Source organism: Lysinibacillus irui (assembly GCF_028877475.1).
Taxonomy (GTDB): domain Bacteria; phylum Bacillota; class Bacilli; order Bacillales_A; family Planococcaceae; genus Lysinibacillus; species Lysinibacillus irui.
On the sequence record NZ_CP113528.1, the window covers coordinates 103,923 to 121,403 of the forward strand.

The window sequence follows — 17,481 nt, forward strand, 5'->3', positions numbered from 1 at the left end:
TCGAATGAAGAAAAGGATTCTAGATGTTTAGGAAAGAATAATTATATTAACTTTAAAAGGTGGTGAAATACATGGTATCTACAAAAAGTGAAATGATAACAAAGTTTGAGGAAATTCTTGATAAAAATTTTGATAAATTTAAAGAGACTTCTCAAAATGAAACTAATCTAATTAAAACATATCTTATAGAAAATCATTTATTTAAAAATGATGAAAACAAAAATGATAACATATCTACTTTTTTAAATGATTGGATATTAAATTTAGAAAAAAGCCCCTCGAAAAGCGAATGGAATTTAAAAATACGTTCAACCAATGATTTAAATTTGATAATATTGGATTCTAAATTCGGGGAAATATTTATAGACATTACGGATACTCGCTTTTGGTCTATTAACACTGCAATTAAAGCTAAAAGTTCTGATATGGTATTCAATGAGCTACTGCGTGAAGAATCTATGGATAATATTTGGCTACCTAGCTCTTTCATAAATTCAATGAATATGTTTGGTTCAATTTATGGCATAGGTGTTTCATATAATGAGATTTTAAATGATGATGAAAATATTGTTTCCTCATATTTATCAAATGAAGATAAGCTTAAACTTAAAATCAGAAAATTCAATGCATCAAAAATGTTGAAGATACTCCAAAAATCTGAATTTAAAGAAAATATAGCTTTAGATCGAATCTCTATATTGAAAACCGATTCATTAAAAGATGACGATTTCATTGTAGACGATATTACTTATTTCGGTAAGTTTACTGCTAAGGGAACATCCTATTCTAAGCATAGTCAACTGGTATATGAAATTTTCAGTAACTATCGTGATAAACTTCAATTCTTAGAAGACAATATAGCTTTTAATTTCAATTTAGATGAACAGCAAATAAAGGGTCAAATAATCAATATCAAATTTCATCGCAAAGATATTATCCTTTCAAAACTTGTAGATGTACTTTCTTCAGGAAATAAAGTATTTAAGCTTTGGGGAATTCCTAAATGGTCATCTGAAGAATATTGTTCATTAAAAGTTGTTGATCTTCATGTAGGTAATTTGGGAAAAAGTATGCAGTTAGATATCACCCCTAATAATATAAGGGTTATTTTCCCACACGGAGCTTGTGCCAATACATTAGCAAGATTATTAACAAATATTCACCAAAATATTGATGCTACAGCTGAATTAATAACAGGAGGAAATCCATATGACTACTTTATCCTCAATGAGTCCGATTGATATAAAATATTATACAGAAATTGAACTACTCAATTTAGCAATTTTAATGTGCCTTGAAAGCGATACAAATGGTGTAAATAATATTCTATACAAGCATAATTATAAAATTGTTTCTATTGATCGTTCTATTTCAACTGCTGTTGGTACTGTAAAATATGATATCTGTTTAACTTCAACGCAAAAAGAACTGACAGTAGGCATAGAGATAAAGGGCGATCGTGCATCTAATATAGACGAAGATCAACTAAATAGATATAAAAATGTCCCGCTGGAACAATTTATTTATCTAAGTGGTATTCCATCACAAGATTTAAATGCTCACAAAATGGAAACTGTAATAATGGTTAATTCACCAAGACTTTCTTATGTAAGAGATAAATTAGAGCAGTACGGATATAAATTTTCAATATTAGGATTGGATTCTAATCATTTAACTGCTTCACTAGATGAAATTCATACGATTGATCAAGCTATCGCTCATGATATTAATTCCAACCCTAATATTCTATCAACTATTACACCACCATTAATTATCAAATTTGATAAAGAGTCTGATGAAACTGTCATAGCTGCAGAAGTCATACCCGAGATTTTCCGAATACTATTAGAAAAAAGGGATACGTTTACTGTGGATGAAATAATAGAAAGTACATATTGTTCAGTACCCTATTTACTAAATATCGTAGGGGCTGACATTAAATCTTCCGTAAATAATAAAATTAAACGTTGTTTAAGAGACTTGTCTAAATTTGAGTTAAATAAACATCTTATTTGGGATAGTATAGATAAACACTGGGAACTTAAAGGTTTAGATTATTCTACCCCTGCAAAACTAGGAGAAAAGCTAAAAAATGTTCACAATAAATATATGGCAAGAAAAAATAATACTTCTCCAATCCATGAAAACTTAGATCAACTTTCTCTTTTTGATTACGAAAATTATTAAATTTATTGGGAGTGTCTAATCTTTTTTGCATAGATATTCCTCTCTCAATCTATCTACTACACAATATCCTTGAATTTAATTGAAGGATGTTTAACTTTTATTACTTGTATTTTTTGTCTATCGAACTAATACAAAGTGAAAATATGATAGGTTGTTTAATAAATTGGTTAAAATTTTGCTAAATCATCCTGTAGGTAAACATCGTTTAATGAATTTACTTCAAATTCTTTCATTACATCCACTACGCCTACATCAGTCATAGAACGACAGTTATCGTCTTTTTTATATCCCGTTGTTTTATTGAAATTGTTCGAATTGATTAGCTTTCCATCGTTTTTGATTTTCTGCTAGGTATTGCTCAACTGCTATTAATCGATTCACCAGCTCTTCTTTGGACAACTTCAAATACTTCGTTTTTACGGCATCTAAATCTCGTTCAGAAGAGATTCGTCTTGTAGTAGATTCATCCCATTTAGGAGGTGATATGGGCTTTTTACGTACCTGATTGACTTTATAAGTGCGGCTATGCTTTTGATAATACGCATACAATTCATCATTACGTTTAATGGTATTTGGATGAATCCCTTTCCCTTGAGGGTCAACTTGTTTCGAATGCTCCCGAATCGTGTGATAGGTTACTGGAATCTCTTGTTTCACGAGAAAATCAATCGTAGCCATGCCAAGGGAAACAGAACGTTCCTTCCTTTGTTGATGTACTCTATCCAGCCATGGGCGTTTATCGGAATGGATTGCGCTTTGTGATTGGTGCATACTGACGTTCCTCTCTATACTTCTTAATCAAGTTTATCTCTTTCAATTCGATTTTCGCTTGTTTTTCCATTTCCTTGGCTTTCCGTACTTCGACCTCTAATCCTAATTGTTTAAAACGCATCTCCATATCTTTTGATAATTGAATCACCTCTAAAAGATCGTCCTCTTGGTCTGGTTCAGGTACTTTTGCTCGACAGCCCAAACATTGCATTTTAGTCGGACAGACAAAATCTGCCACACATGTCCCACCTAATACTTTGTTGAATACACCTATCTTTTCCACGTAGGTATCTAATTCTTTTTGTAGCTCTTGTGGACTTCTTATATACGCCTCATCAATGTCTACATAGCTTGCAATCACATCATGTAGCTCGCTGACGGATGCTGCAATTTGTGTAGGGGTAGGGGCTGAATAATAGCCTGTTACTTCCAAATCTTTCTGGTGTAGTATTTTTGCAACAATATCAATTGGCATCTTTTGACGTTGAACAGCCTCTGTCGCAAAGGCATGACGCAAAAGGTGTGTTTTGATAGTTACAGACTTTCCGTTTTGTGTTTCAAAAATCAAACCATGAAGAAGGAAACGGATACTACTATGTAGTGCACTTTTTCTAATACTCTTACCAGCATATTGAAAGTAATAGGGTAACGGTTGAGGGAATAGATGCCTTCGTTCATCTCGATATGGAACACTGGGGATTCTATCATCCTTATAATGTTCTCTCAACATCCTTGAGACAGTTTGAATATGCTCCATTGTTTGCTTGCTCAAATAATATTCTTCTAAGGTATCTCTTCCTTTAGGTATGGCTTTATAGGAATAGTGGAGCTTGTTGTTGACTTTTTTTACTTGGATACACTCTTTTGTATTATTGATTTGAAGCAATTCATTAGCCCTTGCACCTGTTGTAGTTAACATATCTATAGCTAATAACCCAAATGTACAAGCTGTATAAAATGGTTCTACATCTATGAGTAAGCCTTCGGCTTTGTCTTTATGTAAAGTAATAAATGTTGATGGGGTTAGGATACCTTTATGCCTAGAATTGAAAGGTGTAGGCTTCGATTCATTCTCACTTTGATACCCCCATAATAATAAAAAATTTAAAATGGTAGAATGTTCTTCTTTGGGTCTACTTTGATACCATATTCCTAACATATGATGTTCAATTAATTCATTGAACCAAAGACCATTTGCCTCCCAATCACTTGCTATTGGTTCTGCACAAATAAATTCAAGGAAATTCGCATTATTATCATTAGAATAAATCCCTTTTCGTTGTGTCGCTAGTTTAATAGTATTTTCTGAAAAATCGGCTTGATGGTTCAGTACAAAGGAAGGTTTATCCCATAAACGGAAATGAAATCTTTCATTAATACGTTCAGGTTCATCATAATAAAATTCTATTGGTAGAGATAATCCTTCACTTTCAACTTTTTTTATTTGTTGATAGAAAGCATCCCTTAACCTTTTCATCTGATTCCAGCGGAAATTTGCCTCACGTATGGTAGGAAGATGAGGGACAATCGCATCGGTCTCATCCTTACGAATAGTTTGAGCCTCTTCAATCGCTAATTTATTGAATGCAAAAACTCTTACATCAAATGAAAAAGGTGACAATACATATTGTTTATAATATTCTTGATCATCAACAGAAAGTTGATTATAAATCCATTTATTCACATTGTATACAGATGCACTATAATAACTATATAACTTTGCTCTTTTGTTATTCGAATCATGCGGTAATACATCTCCTTTTAAATATTGGTACAGATGAATATCTACATCAAACTCTATCATTTTTGTTAAAGAGAATAATGTAAAAATATCTTTGAATCGTGTATGTAAAGTTGATATAGTATTATACGAAGTTATAATATCCTTGTTCCGATCTGTTTCAATCAATAATATTAATAATAAATGATTTTTCCAATCGTACTTTAAACAATTATTGTGAAGATAGGTAAAAGCTCGTTCGTCCATTTTGTCGATTAAAAATTCGCCTCTACTGTTTTGTAGACACATTAATTTTTCATCCATTTGCCCCATCCATTTTTCATACCATTCAGTTAATGGAAATGGTTGTGTCATATCAATCAATTTTATTCCAACCCTTCTAATAACTCTTGTAAATCTTTATCTATTAGTTCAGCATGTATAGGTTTGAACAGTTGTTGTTTTGGTTTTAATTTTTTTGAAGGTTTAAGTTGTTTATTATATGCTTTCTCTCTTCGCTCCATCTGCTCTAACATGTGTTCATGCGCTGCCCGATGTTGCGCTTCATCAAAATGATGTGCATACACATGCATAGTGTCAGGATTTTTCCACTTCATATATTGGATTAATTCATTTTTCCGTTGCTGCACTTCAGCATCATTTTGGGATAACCTATAAATCTCTCGTAATCGAGAAGTGACAAACCAATGCCTTGCTTTATGTGGATTTAAACATAGTTTATTTTCTTTCATTGCTCGGTTCCAGTGATAGTACCAAGCATGATAAGTGAATGGCGTCCCATTGGTGGATAAAAAGAGAGCAGCTTCATCTGGTAATTCATGAAAATCCAAATGATCTTTATCCACGGCCTTTCTTTCAGTTTCAATGTAATGAAATAAGCGTTTCACCGTATCTTTACTAAAGCGTAGAAACTTTATTTTCCGACCATAACTCCCTTTATTAAATGTCATAACTTCTTGATGACTTTTACGCTGTCGATAATCTCCAACCTTTAGTTCGATAATTTCAGAGGCTCTTGCCCCCGTCTCAAATAACATTCTTGCGATAATCATTTCACGTTGTGACCAATGGACGTGTTGTCCAGCTTTATACACTTGATAGGGTAGATGAATGTCATCAATAATTTGTGGTTGCCATTCATCATTGATGATTTTGAAATAGGAATCGGTTACCCTGCGATGAGCCATTGGTTCTTCTGTTCCAGCAATGGAAGCTATTCGAGGTTTGTCATTTCTAACACCTCTTACTTCTTCTTTGTAAGGTTGCAAGATAGCTTGCGTATCAATGAAAGGATTATGATAGGGATATTGATTTAAACAAATCATCGATTTATAAAATGACTTGAGTGCTGATAGAAAACGGCTTATTGTGTTCGGGCTTTTATTGGTTAATTTCACAAAACGAAAGGTATCTTTATCATGAATCTTACAATACATTTTTTCCATTAAATACGCTTCAACAGCTACACGAATTTTCTCTTCAGAATCATTCCATTGCACACGTTGTCCCTGAAAGTTACTACTTGTCTCTAACCATGAAAAAAAGGGAAGTAAGCTATTTAAATAAGATATAGCAGTACTTTTACTCACTCGCCCTAAACAATCATGATAATAATCCGTTAATGGTAAGAATGGTTCCTGCGCTTTAAATACTAATAATTGATATCTGCTTTTAACATGTTTTGGGCAATAGTCATACCAATACAAAATAGGTGCCCCCTCATAAAATAAGAATCTTGCTTACTTGTGGGTAATGCTAAATCAATACATATTTTCCTTATTCTTTAGATTAATGTAATAAAAATAAAAATGTACACCACTAAAAAGTCCTTTTTAGTAATGTACATTTTATAATATGTGTAACATATTAAACAAGTATAGGTGAAATCAATCACCTTGTACCATTACTTGTCCTTAATATTACAGGTTATCCTAAGCTTTTCATACTCTTATTAGTGGGTAACACTCGATTTGAAATCGTCTAATGATGATTGATCCGCATGATAGAAGATAACGTCGCCTTCTTGTAGATTGAAGGTATTACCATAACCATCGACAAAGCTATTCTTAAATCCTTCCATATTCGTCCACTGACTCATATAGTGAGCTTTGTAGTAGGATAGATACGGATTATTAAGATCGCCCTCATTAATCGTTTCTATGTCGAAATTCACGATAATGTATCCATCTTTTAAGAACAATGGATGATTTTCATTCAGCATCCCTACACGTCCTGCTTCTTGAACATTCGCATTCTTTGGCACTACGTATAGTTTAGCGGGCAGACTGTACTCTCCATACCACGTTTGTTCTTTAGTAACGATTTCTTTTGGTGGAACCATCGTATTTGAAGGAACTTGATTTGCTAAAGGTCCTCTATAGGTACGAAGCTTCCAATTTTGAATTTGCCATCCATAAGGTCCTGTTTGCACAGGTTCTTTGGACATATGCTTGACGTAATAACGTGCAAACGCAGTTTCATAATACTGACTAGTAGTTTCCTTTAAGTTAAAACGATCACCAAAATTGTAATAGTGCAGCGCGTTATTTGTAATTTCATTTTTTGGAACGTTTCGCATTGTTTCATTCAACGAAACAGTACGATACGTCTTATCTTTATCAGAGCCGATTTTAACAAAGTAGTTGTTATCATCATGATAATAAAGATCTACAGCTTGACGTTTCTTTCCATCACTTGTTACATGATAAAAGGTCGGTTTAATACGGATAGCATCATTAATACTTTCCATATCACCTTTTGTTTTCATATCAAACTTAAATTTATAACCAGTTTTGACAGCTACGTTTTGGAATCCATTCGGATGGCTACCATGTCGTACTGGTAAAACAAATGGATTTGAATTACCACGTTTTGCTCCATCGATGCCGTTCAATCCAACCCAATATGAATTATTAGTTGGTGTTACGCCATCTCCCTGACGGAAAACAGACTTCCAATTGTAGTCGGAAATATCTGTCACATGGAAATCATATAAACGGCCCACTACATCGACTTGTATAGAATCAATAGCTACGTGAGCAGCTGATAAACTACCTGCTGGTGGAACGTTAAACGCTGGGTTTGGAATCGTAATGTTTGCATGATGCTCAGACCCACCAAAGTCTCCACCTGGTAGTGCATTAATCGCAAACGCTCTAAACTGGATTGTGTATTGTTTTTCAGGCACCCAAACGGGTAAGAAAAACTCAACTGTTTCCATATCAACAGGAACGGAAATCCATGTATTAGCTGGATAAAATGCTTGTTTTGTTGCGGTATACACATCAAACGGGAACATAACTTGTTTCATCTTAATGTATTTTGAGTAATCGCGGTTGCCATAGCCAGGAATATTGCGGTGTTGCCCTCCTGTTGGCAATGACACAGTAAATGGTCTATCTAGTATAAACGCATGTCGATCTTGGTCAGGGTTTGGTGGTGTAGAACGTAACGGCGGCTTAATGCGTTGGTCATGTTCCTTATCGTCAGATGCCCTAGAGTATATTACGACAGGCGTATGTACCGTTACTGGATTCACATCAAACGGGAAATCCTTTGCTGAAGCGGAGCCATCGATTGAGAATACAGGCTCATAAAATACTTTCCCAGTACTTGGTGATTGCCAGTAGTTTGTCTTTAATGGATCTATCAGTAGCCCTCTCGCAGTCATTTGTATCATGCCAGGGGGAGGTACATCTGAAGGTGTTGGACCATCAGTTGTTGCGCGTGTATCATCCATAATCACAGAGCCTTTAAATTCAGCACGATCATTTTCGACTTCATTCTCTCCAATTTCATCTTCTGCAGCTGCTTTAGCCTCGTCTGTAATATCAGGTACACTTGGTTTGGAACTGCCTCCATCGATTGTTTCAGGAGGTAATTCAATATCAGGACATTCAGGCGGAAATACGTGATCTTCCACGTTGTCGCTATGCTTACCATTAGCTGTAACATTCGTCATCGCATCGATGCTTAAAAACTCACCTGGTAGTGCGTAATTCGTAAATTCTGAGTGCGTTAGTTTCCAAATGTTGTACTTAATTATCTCCCAATAAGAAAATGGTCTTTCGATACCACTTACAGCAACCTTTTTGGTTACAGTTTCCTCATGGTCGGTATACGTCACATTCCCTTTTGAATCGGTCTTGGAGGTTGTCCATGTTAGCGTAAACTCTTTAGATGCATTCACATTGTTAAATACCGTTTTACCTTTCTTCTGAACAAAATCTTGCTCGTAAAGGTATTCTTCACTTTGAGCATCTGCTCGTAGATATTCACTTGACGGAATCCCTTGTACTACATCAAATTCACCACTATCGGAACTGATGCTGCCCGACGGAGAAGGTTGAATTAGACTACCTTTTTGTGAGGCACCGTCTCCCTCTAATAGAAATTCAATAGAACAGGCTTCGATAGGTTCAGGGTCTGTTTCCTCTTCTTCATCATCGATGTAACCCTTCCATTGAATCCACATTTTTATTGGGTAGGCAACGTGGTATTTAGGATTATAATTTGGAGGGCCATTATCACCATACTGATCTACAATAGATGGCGTATAATCTATCCCTGTTTCAACTATTATTTCGAGTACATCTATTGTATACATACGTTTACTCTTACCTAAGTAATTATAACCATTACTCTTATCGTCCCATTGTGGATTGGTTCCTTCGATACCTTTTACCTTCGAAGCCGGATATGTGTCATCTGGGTCATTAACATTATGAAAAGTATCTGGCATTGGATATTGACGCAGGTCCAATCGAGCATGGACGTCTTTATTTTTAGGATAAGGATTCTTAACTGTACCCGCATTAGTTGTTTGTACTGGTCCATTCCAGTTCTCAGCTCTAAAATCTCCGTTATCAATTTGCCACCAGTGTACGATAGGATTTATCTCTCTTTTTTCTGTGATAACTTCTATTCTTTTTGCAGATACTGGAGTCGTTCCACCCATATTGAACCAAAAAATAAAAATAGATAAAAAAGAAATAATAAGCATTATTTCTTTTCTATAAACACTCACTATAGTAAGTCAACTCCTTTTATTTACGGTATTTCATAATAATAAACACTTTTATCATCCGCTCTACCTGTAAGGTTTATGCCTGAACGGTTTAATACTCCCTGTGATGCCCAATATCGATATTTTTCACCTTTTTTAAATACATTTTCATGAACATTTTTAGGTGTCGAAATATTAAATTGCTCGCTTTTACCTTTGTCAACTCGCATTGGCGATGCATAGCCTTCTAAAGCACCATCGGCTATACCATTTAAACTGACATCGCGACTTGGGACTAAAGTGTATTCAATAAAAGCTGTATAAAAGTTTTTATTTAATGAAAATGGTTGTGCAACATCATCAAAGAACATATCTTTATAGATTCCTTTTGATTTAGAACCAGTTGTATCTACGAAAATTGCTCTTTCAATTGTCGCTACTCCTTTATTCACATGAGTATGTTGTTTTCCAAGAACACCTTCATATCCTGTATATTTCGTTTTTTGAAACTTAGAGATTGTTAAGATATTTGTTCCTGTTTCGGCAACCTCAAGCAACTCCTGTAATCCTGTAAAGTCAGATGGTGCTTTCTTCATTGTATCCATGAAGCGGATAAGGATAGTTGCTACCTCAGCACGAGTTGTATTGCCATTTGGTTTGAATGTGAAATCTTTATAGCCTGACAGTAATCCAGTACCAAGAGCTACGCCGATGTACGGAAGATCCTTTTTATTTACTCCACCTTTATAAAATTCAGGAATTGGGATAAGTGTAAGACTTGAATTTGCCATTGTCTCAATGGCTTTGGCATAGTCAGGATTTGCATGTGCTAGACCATTCGCTAACCAACGAGACATTTCACCGCGAGTCATCGCTTTGTTTGGCTCAAACTTGTTATTAGCAAAATCGCTAGCTTGAATGAATCCGACTGCTAATCCCTCTTGAATAGCTTCATTTGCCCAGTGTGATGAATTCACATCTGTAAATTTAGATGGTGTACGATCTTTTCCATCAAATACGCGTGATAGGAATGTCGCAAACTCTGCACGTGTTACTTGAGCCGATGGTTTATATGTACCATCACTATAACCTGCAACAAGACCTTTCTCTGCTACTTGCTTAATAGATTCATATGCCCAATGCGATTTAGGGACATCTTTAAATGTCGTTTTCGTTGCTGCTTCTGCAACCGAATAAGTAGCAGGAATAGCGTAAACAGGCGTCGCTACAGATAGAGCCAAAGTCGCAAGTAATAATTTATTAGATTTCTTTCTAAAAGTACCACGTTTCATAATTTTTCCCTCCGAATGAATTAATTTTTGTTATACTCTAATTTTACCATTTTTAGAGGATGTATCAAATTTCCGAAGGACAATAGCAAGTGTTTATGTTTTACCTGCCAATTTCACTTCTTGCAATAAGTCCATATTGCGTTTTGGATACGATGTTGTTAAATGGATCTCCAACCTTGATTCTTGTACCCGTTGCTGTTTATTGAGCATCTTTTCGATTCCTCCTCTCTGAAATGGATTTTAATAAAAAGAAAGAACCCGCTTCAAAACACTAAGAATGAGCCATAACAAAGTAGTTATGACGAATAGTGATTTTTGAAGCGGGTTCTTCCCGACTTATTAATTTCGATAGTCATATTTTAGCAAACCCATTTTATTTCTTCAAGAGAAATATTCATGCACTTCCTAAAAAACCCCCACTCCATATAGATTGGTTGAAGCGGGGGATAGTTTACACTGGAAACTTGCCCTTTTGATCGGAGGCAAGGTGTTTTAAATACAATTTCAACGTTTCTTTGGGATAACGTATAAATCCTGGGGCAACTGCCTTTGTTACTGTACAAAAGACTAAAAAACGTACAAATACATTTCTATTTCGTGTGTTTTCAACTAATCTGCGTAATTCATCCACATTAGCGTTCAATTTCACTTTTTCTCCCTCCTACTCAGAATATACTTACAATTAGTATAACATATTCTGAACGGTAATATAGATTTCATTCAGCCATCTACAGCAACAAAAAATTGACTTTGTATTTGTAAATGGCTAGAATGAAATTACCTTGCTCGGCCTAATACGTTAGATAAACCAGTTTACTGTGTTTCATCTTCTGTATTGGTCGGCTTTTTTTATTTCTTCTCTCTCTGTAGTTGATGACTGAAATGATTTTAAACTTTCATACAACCCAAATACAGTGTTGTAGCCTGAAAATACCTTCGATGCATCATTAGCCGCTTCATCAGTATTATTCACCACATCACTCATCACTTTTGTGAATGCCTTGTACATTTTAAATAAAGGCATTAGCAACACGTAGTTCCAGTTAATACTAGCAACTCCACCATCCATAATAGCCAAGATAACCTTTAAAGTAGATATAAAGGAAATGGATAGAATGATCAAAATCATCAACATACGTGACAATTTGAAGATAAACCTAACTATCCTTTGCTTGGACCAAAAGGTTGATGGTGATTGAGGATTAGACTGATCATCTTCCGTTGTAGCAGCGACCTCTAAAATTCTCGTATCCATGAATTTGAAGTATTCCTCCACCACACCTTCTAATGCACCTAGAGTCACAATTGACCCTATTACATATAGAGCTGGCATCACGGATAGTATAAAATCAAAAATTGCTATAGATAACACTCCCCTTTCCCATTTCAGCTTCTATGCTGAATTCATTTCAAATTTTTAGAGAATTTCTCTATATAACAGCCCTCCTTTCTTTACTTGAGAACGACAAAAAACACTTTCTCAAATAAAGTTCAGACGAATCCCTAAAGAATCGTTAGAACACCCATTAAGAAAGTGTTTAAAAAATTGTTCTACCGTGTGGCGGAACAGAAAAGTCGTTTAATCAAGTATAGAACCAATTTACCATCCAACACATTTTATGTCAATCTAGTTTTATATTGCTAATGTAGTAAGGAGTTAGTTGGAATTATATTGGAGTATTGATATTATTTACTTATATAATTACCAGTCAGCAATGTTAAAAGGACTAGAGTCGAATCAGTTATATAGCCAAATTAATGAAATAAGGGAGGTATTACAATGAAAGCAAATCAGTTAAATTGCCGAGAAGAACACAGGCGCGAGGAAATTGTTGAAAAGTACAATATAAAACTAATCGCACATACAAAATTGTTAAAGGGCCAAGATAAAATCAGTTGCGCCGGTGCAAAGTGCACGAATAAATATTATACGTTCCAGTACGAAAACAAAAAAGACAAGTATGATAATGGCTCCTTCTTTTGTGGGTCTGAAGCTGCCAAGAGTTTTATACGTCTAGCTAACCTCGAACCTATTAAAATATTTAATCCTCTTTCGGGAGAAAGCACAATGGAGCTTGATGATGATACTCCACATAATGAAAATTCAACTGAAGGCACAGGCAATTCACCGAAAGATGATGATTATAAGAACAAGTGGAATGCACTCGCTAAACAACTACATACGGCAATTAACCTTATTATCGTTTGTTGGAATGTCCCCATTTACGGCAGGTTAGCTCGTTATAAAGCTGATGTAATGAAATATAAGTATAGAGAGCCTTTCTTCGAACGTATCGAATTTGTAAATGATGTGATTGCAAAAGATAAAAAGAATCGTACACTCACACAAATGGTTGATGATCTTCGAACAGATAATCCAACACTAAAACACTTCAATTTTGACCTTCTTGAGGAAAAACTTAGTGCTAAAGGTATTAAGTCTAATTTCTAGTTTTTTAATATAAAATGAAACCCGCTCCTTTTGAAGCGGGTTTCTTTCAAGTGGAGGAAACTAATTGTTATTATGTTTCAATGTCATAATTCTGGGGCAAAAGATGAACAAGTGTCCAATAGTTCTTTTAATCTCCCTTTTTCACTATATCCTCCACAAATATGCTTGCACTTCATTAAATTAAACTCAATTCCATCATTATAAAACACATGGACATCTTCCTGTTTGGTAAGACTATTATACTTCCCAACTATATAATATATATAATCTTTACCTTTACAAATGAATGTTGATGCAGAATTACCATCTGTTCCATAGCATTTATTGTAAACGTCTATAGTTTTACCCATTATTTCGAAATTGTCTATTATGATTTGATATATAATATGGAAATCTTCGCTATGTTCAGTTCCCCGAATTTCGTTATCAGCTCGTCCTACATTAACTCGTCTGTTCTTTATCTTTCAAATTAAATTTTTTAATAAAATATCATTCTCCCAAACAAATGGTAACTTCATCTCTTCGCCATATTCTTCTTGTATAGCACGTTGTACTGAATCGCTCCAATCCGTTTCCTTATCTTCAATCGCTTCGAAATACTCAACTGCTTTCCTAAACGTTTCGACAGCTCTTTGATCTAAAGATTTATGTATCCCAATTAAACCATACTCTTGGAGCTTAATCCTAAATTCCTCAATTGTCTCTCTATTTTGACTAGTTTGCTCTATTATTTCATCTATTGTCATAAATGGTCATCTCCCCTAATCAGATTGCAATCTGCATTATTTTATGTATATGGTTTCCATTATTATATCGTCTCTTAATTAAGTATAGAAAGTAAAACCCTCATGTAAAAGAGCTACTCTTTTTCATTTCTTTAAACGACAATCCAATTTCTACTCATACAACAATCGATTCAATTCCTCTTAATTTAATTACTTCGCAAAATCATACATCAATAGATAATCAAGGAATTTAATAGTAAAATATGCATAAGGGAATATAATTTATTTGAAAGAAATAACTGGATGGTGAAAAAATGGCCACTTTAAATAATTCACAAATAGAAGCACTTGCAGTAACAGCAATTACAACAGCATCAGTTCTTCACCCACTAGCGCCTAATATCCCCATTGGAGATAAAGGTATATCTTTTGATGGTCATATCGATGTTATGATAAATGCATCAGAAGAGAGAACTGCATTTTTAGGGAAAGTCCCTATTCAAGTTAAAGGAAAAGAGGTTGAGAAATTTTCGAAAGGAGTAAGAAACTACTCCTTAAATATGGACCACTATATTAATTTCTACAAGAACAATGGAGCTATCTTGTTTGTCGTAGAAGTTAAAACCACTGGAGAAAATAAAATCTTCTATAAACAGTTACTACCGTATGAATTGAAGTTCATTATCACCGAATACGGTCATCAAAAATCCCGTTCGATTGAACTACGAGAATTAGAGGGAACATCACTCTACGAAGTATGTAAACGATTTTTATCCGAGGCTGAACTGCAACCAACAAATCTTATAGAAAATAACCCTTTCACCACAAAAGACTTTACTTCATTTACTGTTAGAAGTTTAACGTTTAATCCAAAAATCGACACAAATATTGAGGAACATGATTTTACATTCTATGGTATTGTAAATAATTTTCATGTACCTATTGGTATTGGAAGATTAATAGAAACAGCAAATGAAATTCTTGAAACAGTGATTATTGATAAACAAGAAACAATTAAGGTCATGGTAAAAATAAAGAAGAATGAAAGTGAAAAGAAAACTACTTTTACTTTTGAAGATTCTTTGGAGATAGCTATAGATAACCAAAGTTTCACTTATGAAATTAAGAAATATATTTCTGTAGAAACCCAACTCAAAGTATTACCAATCTTAATTGCATTCTTATCTGAAAGAGAAATAGAGCTTGAAAAAACAGGTCTTATTTTTAGTGAGGGATTAGCACAAGACTCTTCTACAGTATCCAAGCTCCAATCACTGCAAAATGATTTTATAATGCTAAAAGAAGCATTTTTAAGACTTAATGTAGATCCGAGTACTAAATTTATTAATGAATCAAACAGTTTTCTTAGTAAAGTTAGACATTTTGTTGATTTAATTGTTCATAATGAACTAACTAATTTGAAGACTGACTCTTTAGATGATTACTCACTTTTTAATTATGATTTAGATGGTTTGAATTTCTTATTGTTAAAGGAATCAAGCCCGACTATTCATTTTATAAGTGCTTTTTCTGGAGATATACTATTGAAAGACCCTATTCTAGAGGTTAAAGATGCAGCTGGGATTTTAATTAAAAGTTGCCGAACTTCACCCTATATCAAAATGAAATATCAAGAATTGATTCAGTATGTAAATACAGATTTTGTAACCTTAAAAAATAGTTTTTCTCTAATGAATCCTATTATGGAAATTGAGACATTTGATTTTGTCAATTCCTTTTGTCTTAATTGTATCAACGGATATGATGAAACCAATAGAATAGAGTTTTTAGAGCTTGTAGATTATATATATTCTCTACATACAGGTGGCCTAGGAGAAGACATGGAAAGTGTTATCCAAATAAATCGTCTACAAGTTAATTTAAGATTAAACGGAGAATTATCATCCGAAGAATTTGCCGAAATAGTGGAATTAAAACAAACTGCTATAAATTCAGAATTACTTTTCTGTACAAGCGTTTTGCTTGGGAGCATTAGTGAAGCAAGTTTTTATTTTGAAAGTTTTTCTAATGAATATAAAGAAGCCTATAAAAAATTTCCTATTTATCACTTGTATAAGAACATGAAACATTAACAAATGTTTTAAACTTACTGACACCGCTTCAGGTACATATTTTCTGAAGCGGTGTCTTTTTAAATGAATTGCACAATATACTAAGACATAAATACCTTGTTTGGTATATATTGATGGTACTGTCCTCCTTTTAAACATGCGATAATTGAATCTAAGGGGGAAAGTAAAATGCTATTTACTCCAATTAAACCTATGTTACTTGCTACTGGCAAGGAAGTTAAAGATAATACCGACACAATTTTCGACATCAAATGGGATGGTTGGCGTACTATTATTCATAAAGAAGGCGATAGAGTTGAGGCGTTTACACGCGAAGGTAACAACATCACTTCAAAGTTCCCAGAGTTAATAGAAGTTGGTCAATCCATTAAGGAACATACAGCTATTATCGATGCTGAAGGTGTTGTATTAAGAAACGGCAATTCGGTTTTTGAGGACTTTTCCTATCGAGGTAGCCTTTCCAATAAGGACAAAATAGAACAAGCTACTAAAACCCACCCAGCTACATTTATAGCTTTTGATATTTTGGCTACGAATAACCCAGTAATGAAGTACCCTTTATTTGAACGAAAAGAAATGTTATCTTCGATTATTAAACCTTCAAATAGTATGATCGTTACCCCTTCCGTTGAAGGATATGGTACCCACGTATTCCAATTAACAAAGGATAAGAACATGGAAGGAATCGTAGGCAAACGACGTGATTCTTTATACAAAATTAATCACCGATCAAAGGATTGGTTAAAATATAAACATTTCAAAATAGCCAATACAGTTATTTTGGGCTTCAGTGAACAACCATTTTCACTACTAGTTGGTACCCGCTTGAGCAATGGGAAGTATAAGAGACTTGCCAACATTGAATTTGGATTCTCTAGAGAAGAGAAGATGGCCTTTCGGCAAATTGCAAAGCAACTAATAATTAAGAACGAACGCAATATTACTTGGATTGAACCAGTACTAAATTGTAAGGTGCAGTACCTGGAAAAAACAAAAACAGGATTACTTAGAATAGCCTCATTTAAGGGCTTTTGTTTAGAAAATAATATAGAGAAACAAACATCTTAGTTGTAGGGTGGATGTCACTCTAATTTATGTCATGTTTTTAAAAATTTGCTTGACGTTATTATTGTTTTGAAATATTCTGACTTTAAGGCAGACAAGAAAAAATCGCACGTGTAATCAATTGTCACCTCTTACGATTTTCTAGACCGA

At 34.2% G+C, this 17,481-nt stretch carries 13 protein-coding genes; 5 read left to right on the forward strand and 8 right to left on the reverse strand.

Features of this window, described 5'->3' with window-relative positions:
* The first annotated feature begins 71 nt into the window (after positions 1 to 71).
* Both OU989_RS22985 and OU989_RS22990 read left to right on the forward strand, forming a co-directional pair.
* Complete coding sequence (locus tag OU989_RS22985) at positions 72 to 1,241, forward strand: hypothetical protein (protein ID WP_274797602.1); 1,170 nt, start codon at positions 72 to 74, stop codon at positions 1,239 to 1,241.
* Positions 1,210 to 2,187 (forward strand): hypothetical protein, encoded by a 978-nt coding sequence (locus OU989_RS22990; RefSeq protein ID WP_274797603.1) that lies wholly within the window; start codon positions 1,210 to 1,212, stop codon positions 2,185 to 2,187. Before OU989_RS22985 ends, OU989_RS22990 begins: the two co-directional genes overlap by 32 nt.
* A gap of 297 nt (positions 2,188 to 2,484) precedes the next feature.
* Here OU989_RS22990 and OU989_RS22995 read toward each other — a convergent pair whose 3' ends face one another.
* The 7 genes from OU989_RS22995 to OU989_RS23025 form a co-directional block, all read right to left on the reverse strand.
* Entirely contained in the window at positions 2,485 to 2,958 is a 474-nt protein-coding gene (locus OU989_RS22995) for a hypothetical protein (RefSeq protein ID WP_274797604.1), read from the reverse strand.
* Positions 2,924 to 5,053, reverse strand: coding sequence for a site-specific integrase (locus OU989_RS23000; RefSeq protein ID WP_274797619.1), 2,130 nt, complete (start codon positions 5,051 to 5,053; stop codon positions 2,924 to 2,926). Before OU989_RS23000 ends, OU989_RS22995 begins: the two co-directional genes overlap by 35 nt.
* Positions 5,054 to 5,064: 11 nt before the next feature.
* Positions 5,065 to 6,405: a tyrosine-type recombinase/integrase gene (locus OU989_RS23005; RefSeq protein WP_274797605.1), complete on the reverse strand. Its 1,341-nt coding sequence runs from the start codon at positions 6,403 to 6,405 to the stop codon at positions 5,065 to 5,067.
* A 245-nt stretch (positions 6,406 to 6,650) separates the two neighbouring features.
* Positions 6,651 to 9,725, reverse strand: a complete 3,075-nt coding sequence (locus tag OU989_RS23010) for a DUF5704 domain-containing protein (RefSeq protein ID WP_274797606.1) — start codon at positions 9,723 to 9,725, stop codon at positions 6,651 to 6,653.
* A gap of 23 nt (positions 9,726 to 9,748) precedes the next feature.
* On the reverse strand, positions 9,749 to 10,996 hold the full coding sequence (locus OU989_RS23015) for an S-layer homology domain-containing protein (RefSeq protein ID WP_274797607.1): 1,248 nt from the start codon (positions 10,994 to 10,996) through the stop codon (positions 9,749 to 9,751).
* A gap of 451 nt (positions 10,997 to 11,447) precedes the next feature.
* A complete protein-coding gene (locus OU989_RS23020) occupies positions 11,448 to 11,645 on the reverse strand; it encodes a hypothetical protein (protein ID WP_099805584.1) in 198 nt (65 codons plus the stop codon).
* A gap of 174 nt (positions 11,646 to 11,819) precedes the next feature.
* Entirely contained in the window at positions 11,820 to 12,368 is a 549-nt protein-coding gene (locus tag OU989_RS23025; protein ID WP_274797608.1) for a hypothetical protein, read from the reverse strand.
* Positions 12,369 to 12,776: 408 nt separating this feature from the next.
* On the opposite strand from OU989_RS23025, the gene OU989_RS23030 reads away from it, so the two are divergent.
* Positions 12,777 to 13,448, forward strand: a complete 672-nt coding sequence (locus OU989_RS23030) for a hypothetical protein (protein ID WP_274797609.1) — start codon at positions 12,777 to 12,779, stop codon at positions 13,446 to 13,448.
* Between the two features lie 464 nt (positions 13,449 to 13,912).
* Here the strand turns inward: OU989_RS23030 and OU989_RS23035 are convergent, their stop codons facing one another.
* The gene (locus OU989_RS23035; protein WP_274797610.1) at positions 13,913 to 14,194 is read right to left on the reverse strand and encodes a hypothetical protein; all 282 of its coding nucleotides are present in this window, start codon (positions 14,192 to 14,194) and stop codon (positions 13,913 to 13,915) included.
* Positions 14,195 to 14,487: 293 nt separating this feature from the next.
* Between OU989_RS23035 and OU989_RS23040 the strand changes: the two genes are divergently transcribed.
* Positions 14,488 to 16,266, forward strand: coding sequence for a hypothetical protein (locus tag OU989_RS23040; RefSeq protein ID WP_274797611.1), 1,779 nt, complete (start codon positions 14,488 to 14,490; stop codon positions 16,264 to 16,266).
* 168 nt (positions 16,267 to 16,434) lie between these two features.
* Positions 16,435 to 17,334, forward strand: a complete 900-nt coding sequence (locus OU989_RS23045; protein WP_274797612.1) for an ATP-dependent DNA ligase — start codon at positions 16,435 to 16,437, stop codon at positions 17,332 to 17,334.
* The last annotated feature ends 147 nt before the right edge of the window (positions 17,335 to 17,481 follow it).

Bases quoted from the DNA above. Each gene is read 5' to 3' on its own strand.
- OU989_RS23040 (WP_274797611.1), top strand. From the start codon at position 14,488: ATGGCCACTTTAAATAATTCACAAATAGAAGCACTTGCAGTAACAGCA.
- OU989_RS22990 (WP_274797603.1), top strand. From the start codon at position 1,210: ATGACTACTTTATCCTCAATGAGTCCGATTGATATAAAATATTATACA.
- OU989_RS23000 (WP_274797619.1), bottom strand. From the start codon at position 5,053: ATGACACAACCATTTCCATTAACTGAATGGTATGAAAAATGGATGGGG.
- OU989_RS22995 (WP_274797604.1), bottom strand. From the start codon at position 2,958: ATGCACCAATCACAAAGCGCAATCCATTCCGATAAACGCCCATGGCTG.
- OU989_RS23015 (WP_274797607.1), bottom strand. From the start codon at position 10,996: ATGAAACGTGGTACTTTTAGAAAGAAATCTAATAAATTATTACTTGCG.
- OU989_RS22985 (WP_274797602.1), top strand. From the start codon at position 72: ATGGTATCTACAAAAAGTGAAATGATAACAAAGTTTGAGGAAATTCTT.
- OU989_RS23035 (WP_274797610.1), bottom strand. From the start codon at position 14,194: ATGACAATAGATGAAATAATAGAGCAAACTAGTCAAAATAGAGAGACA.
- OU989_RS23030 (WP_274797609.1), top strand. From the start codon at position 12,777: ATGAAAGCAAATCAGTTAAATTGCCGAGAAGAACACAGGCGCGAGGAA.
- OU989_RS23045 (WP_274797612.1), top strand. From the start codon at position 16,435: ATGCTATTTACTCCAATTAAACCTATGTTACTTGCTACTGGCAAGGAA.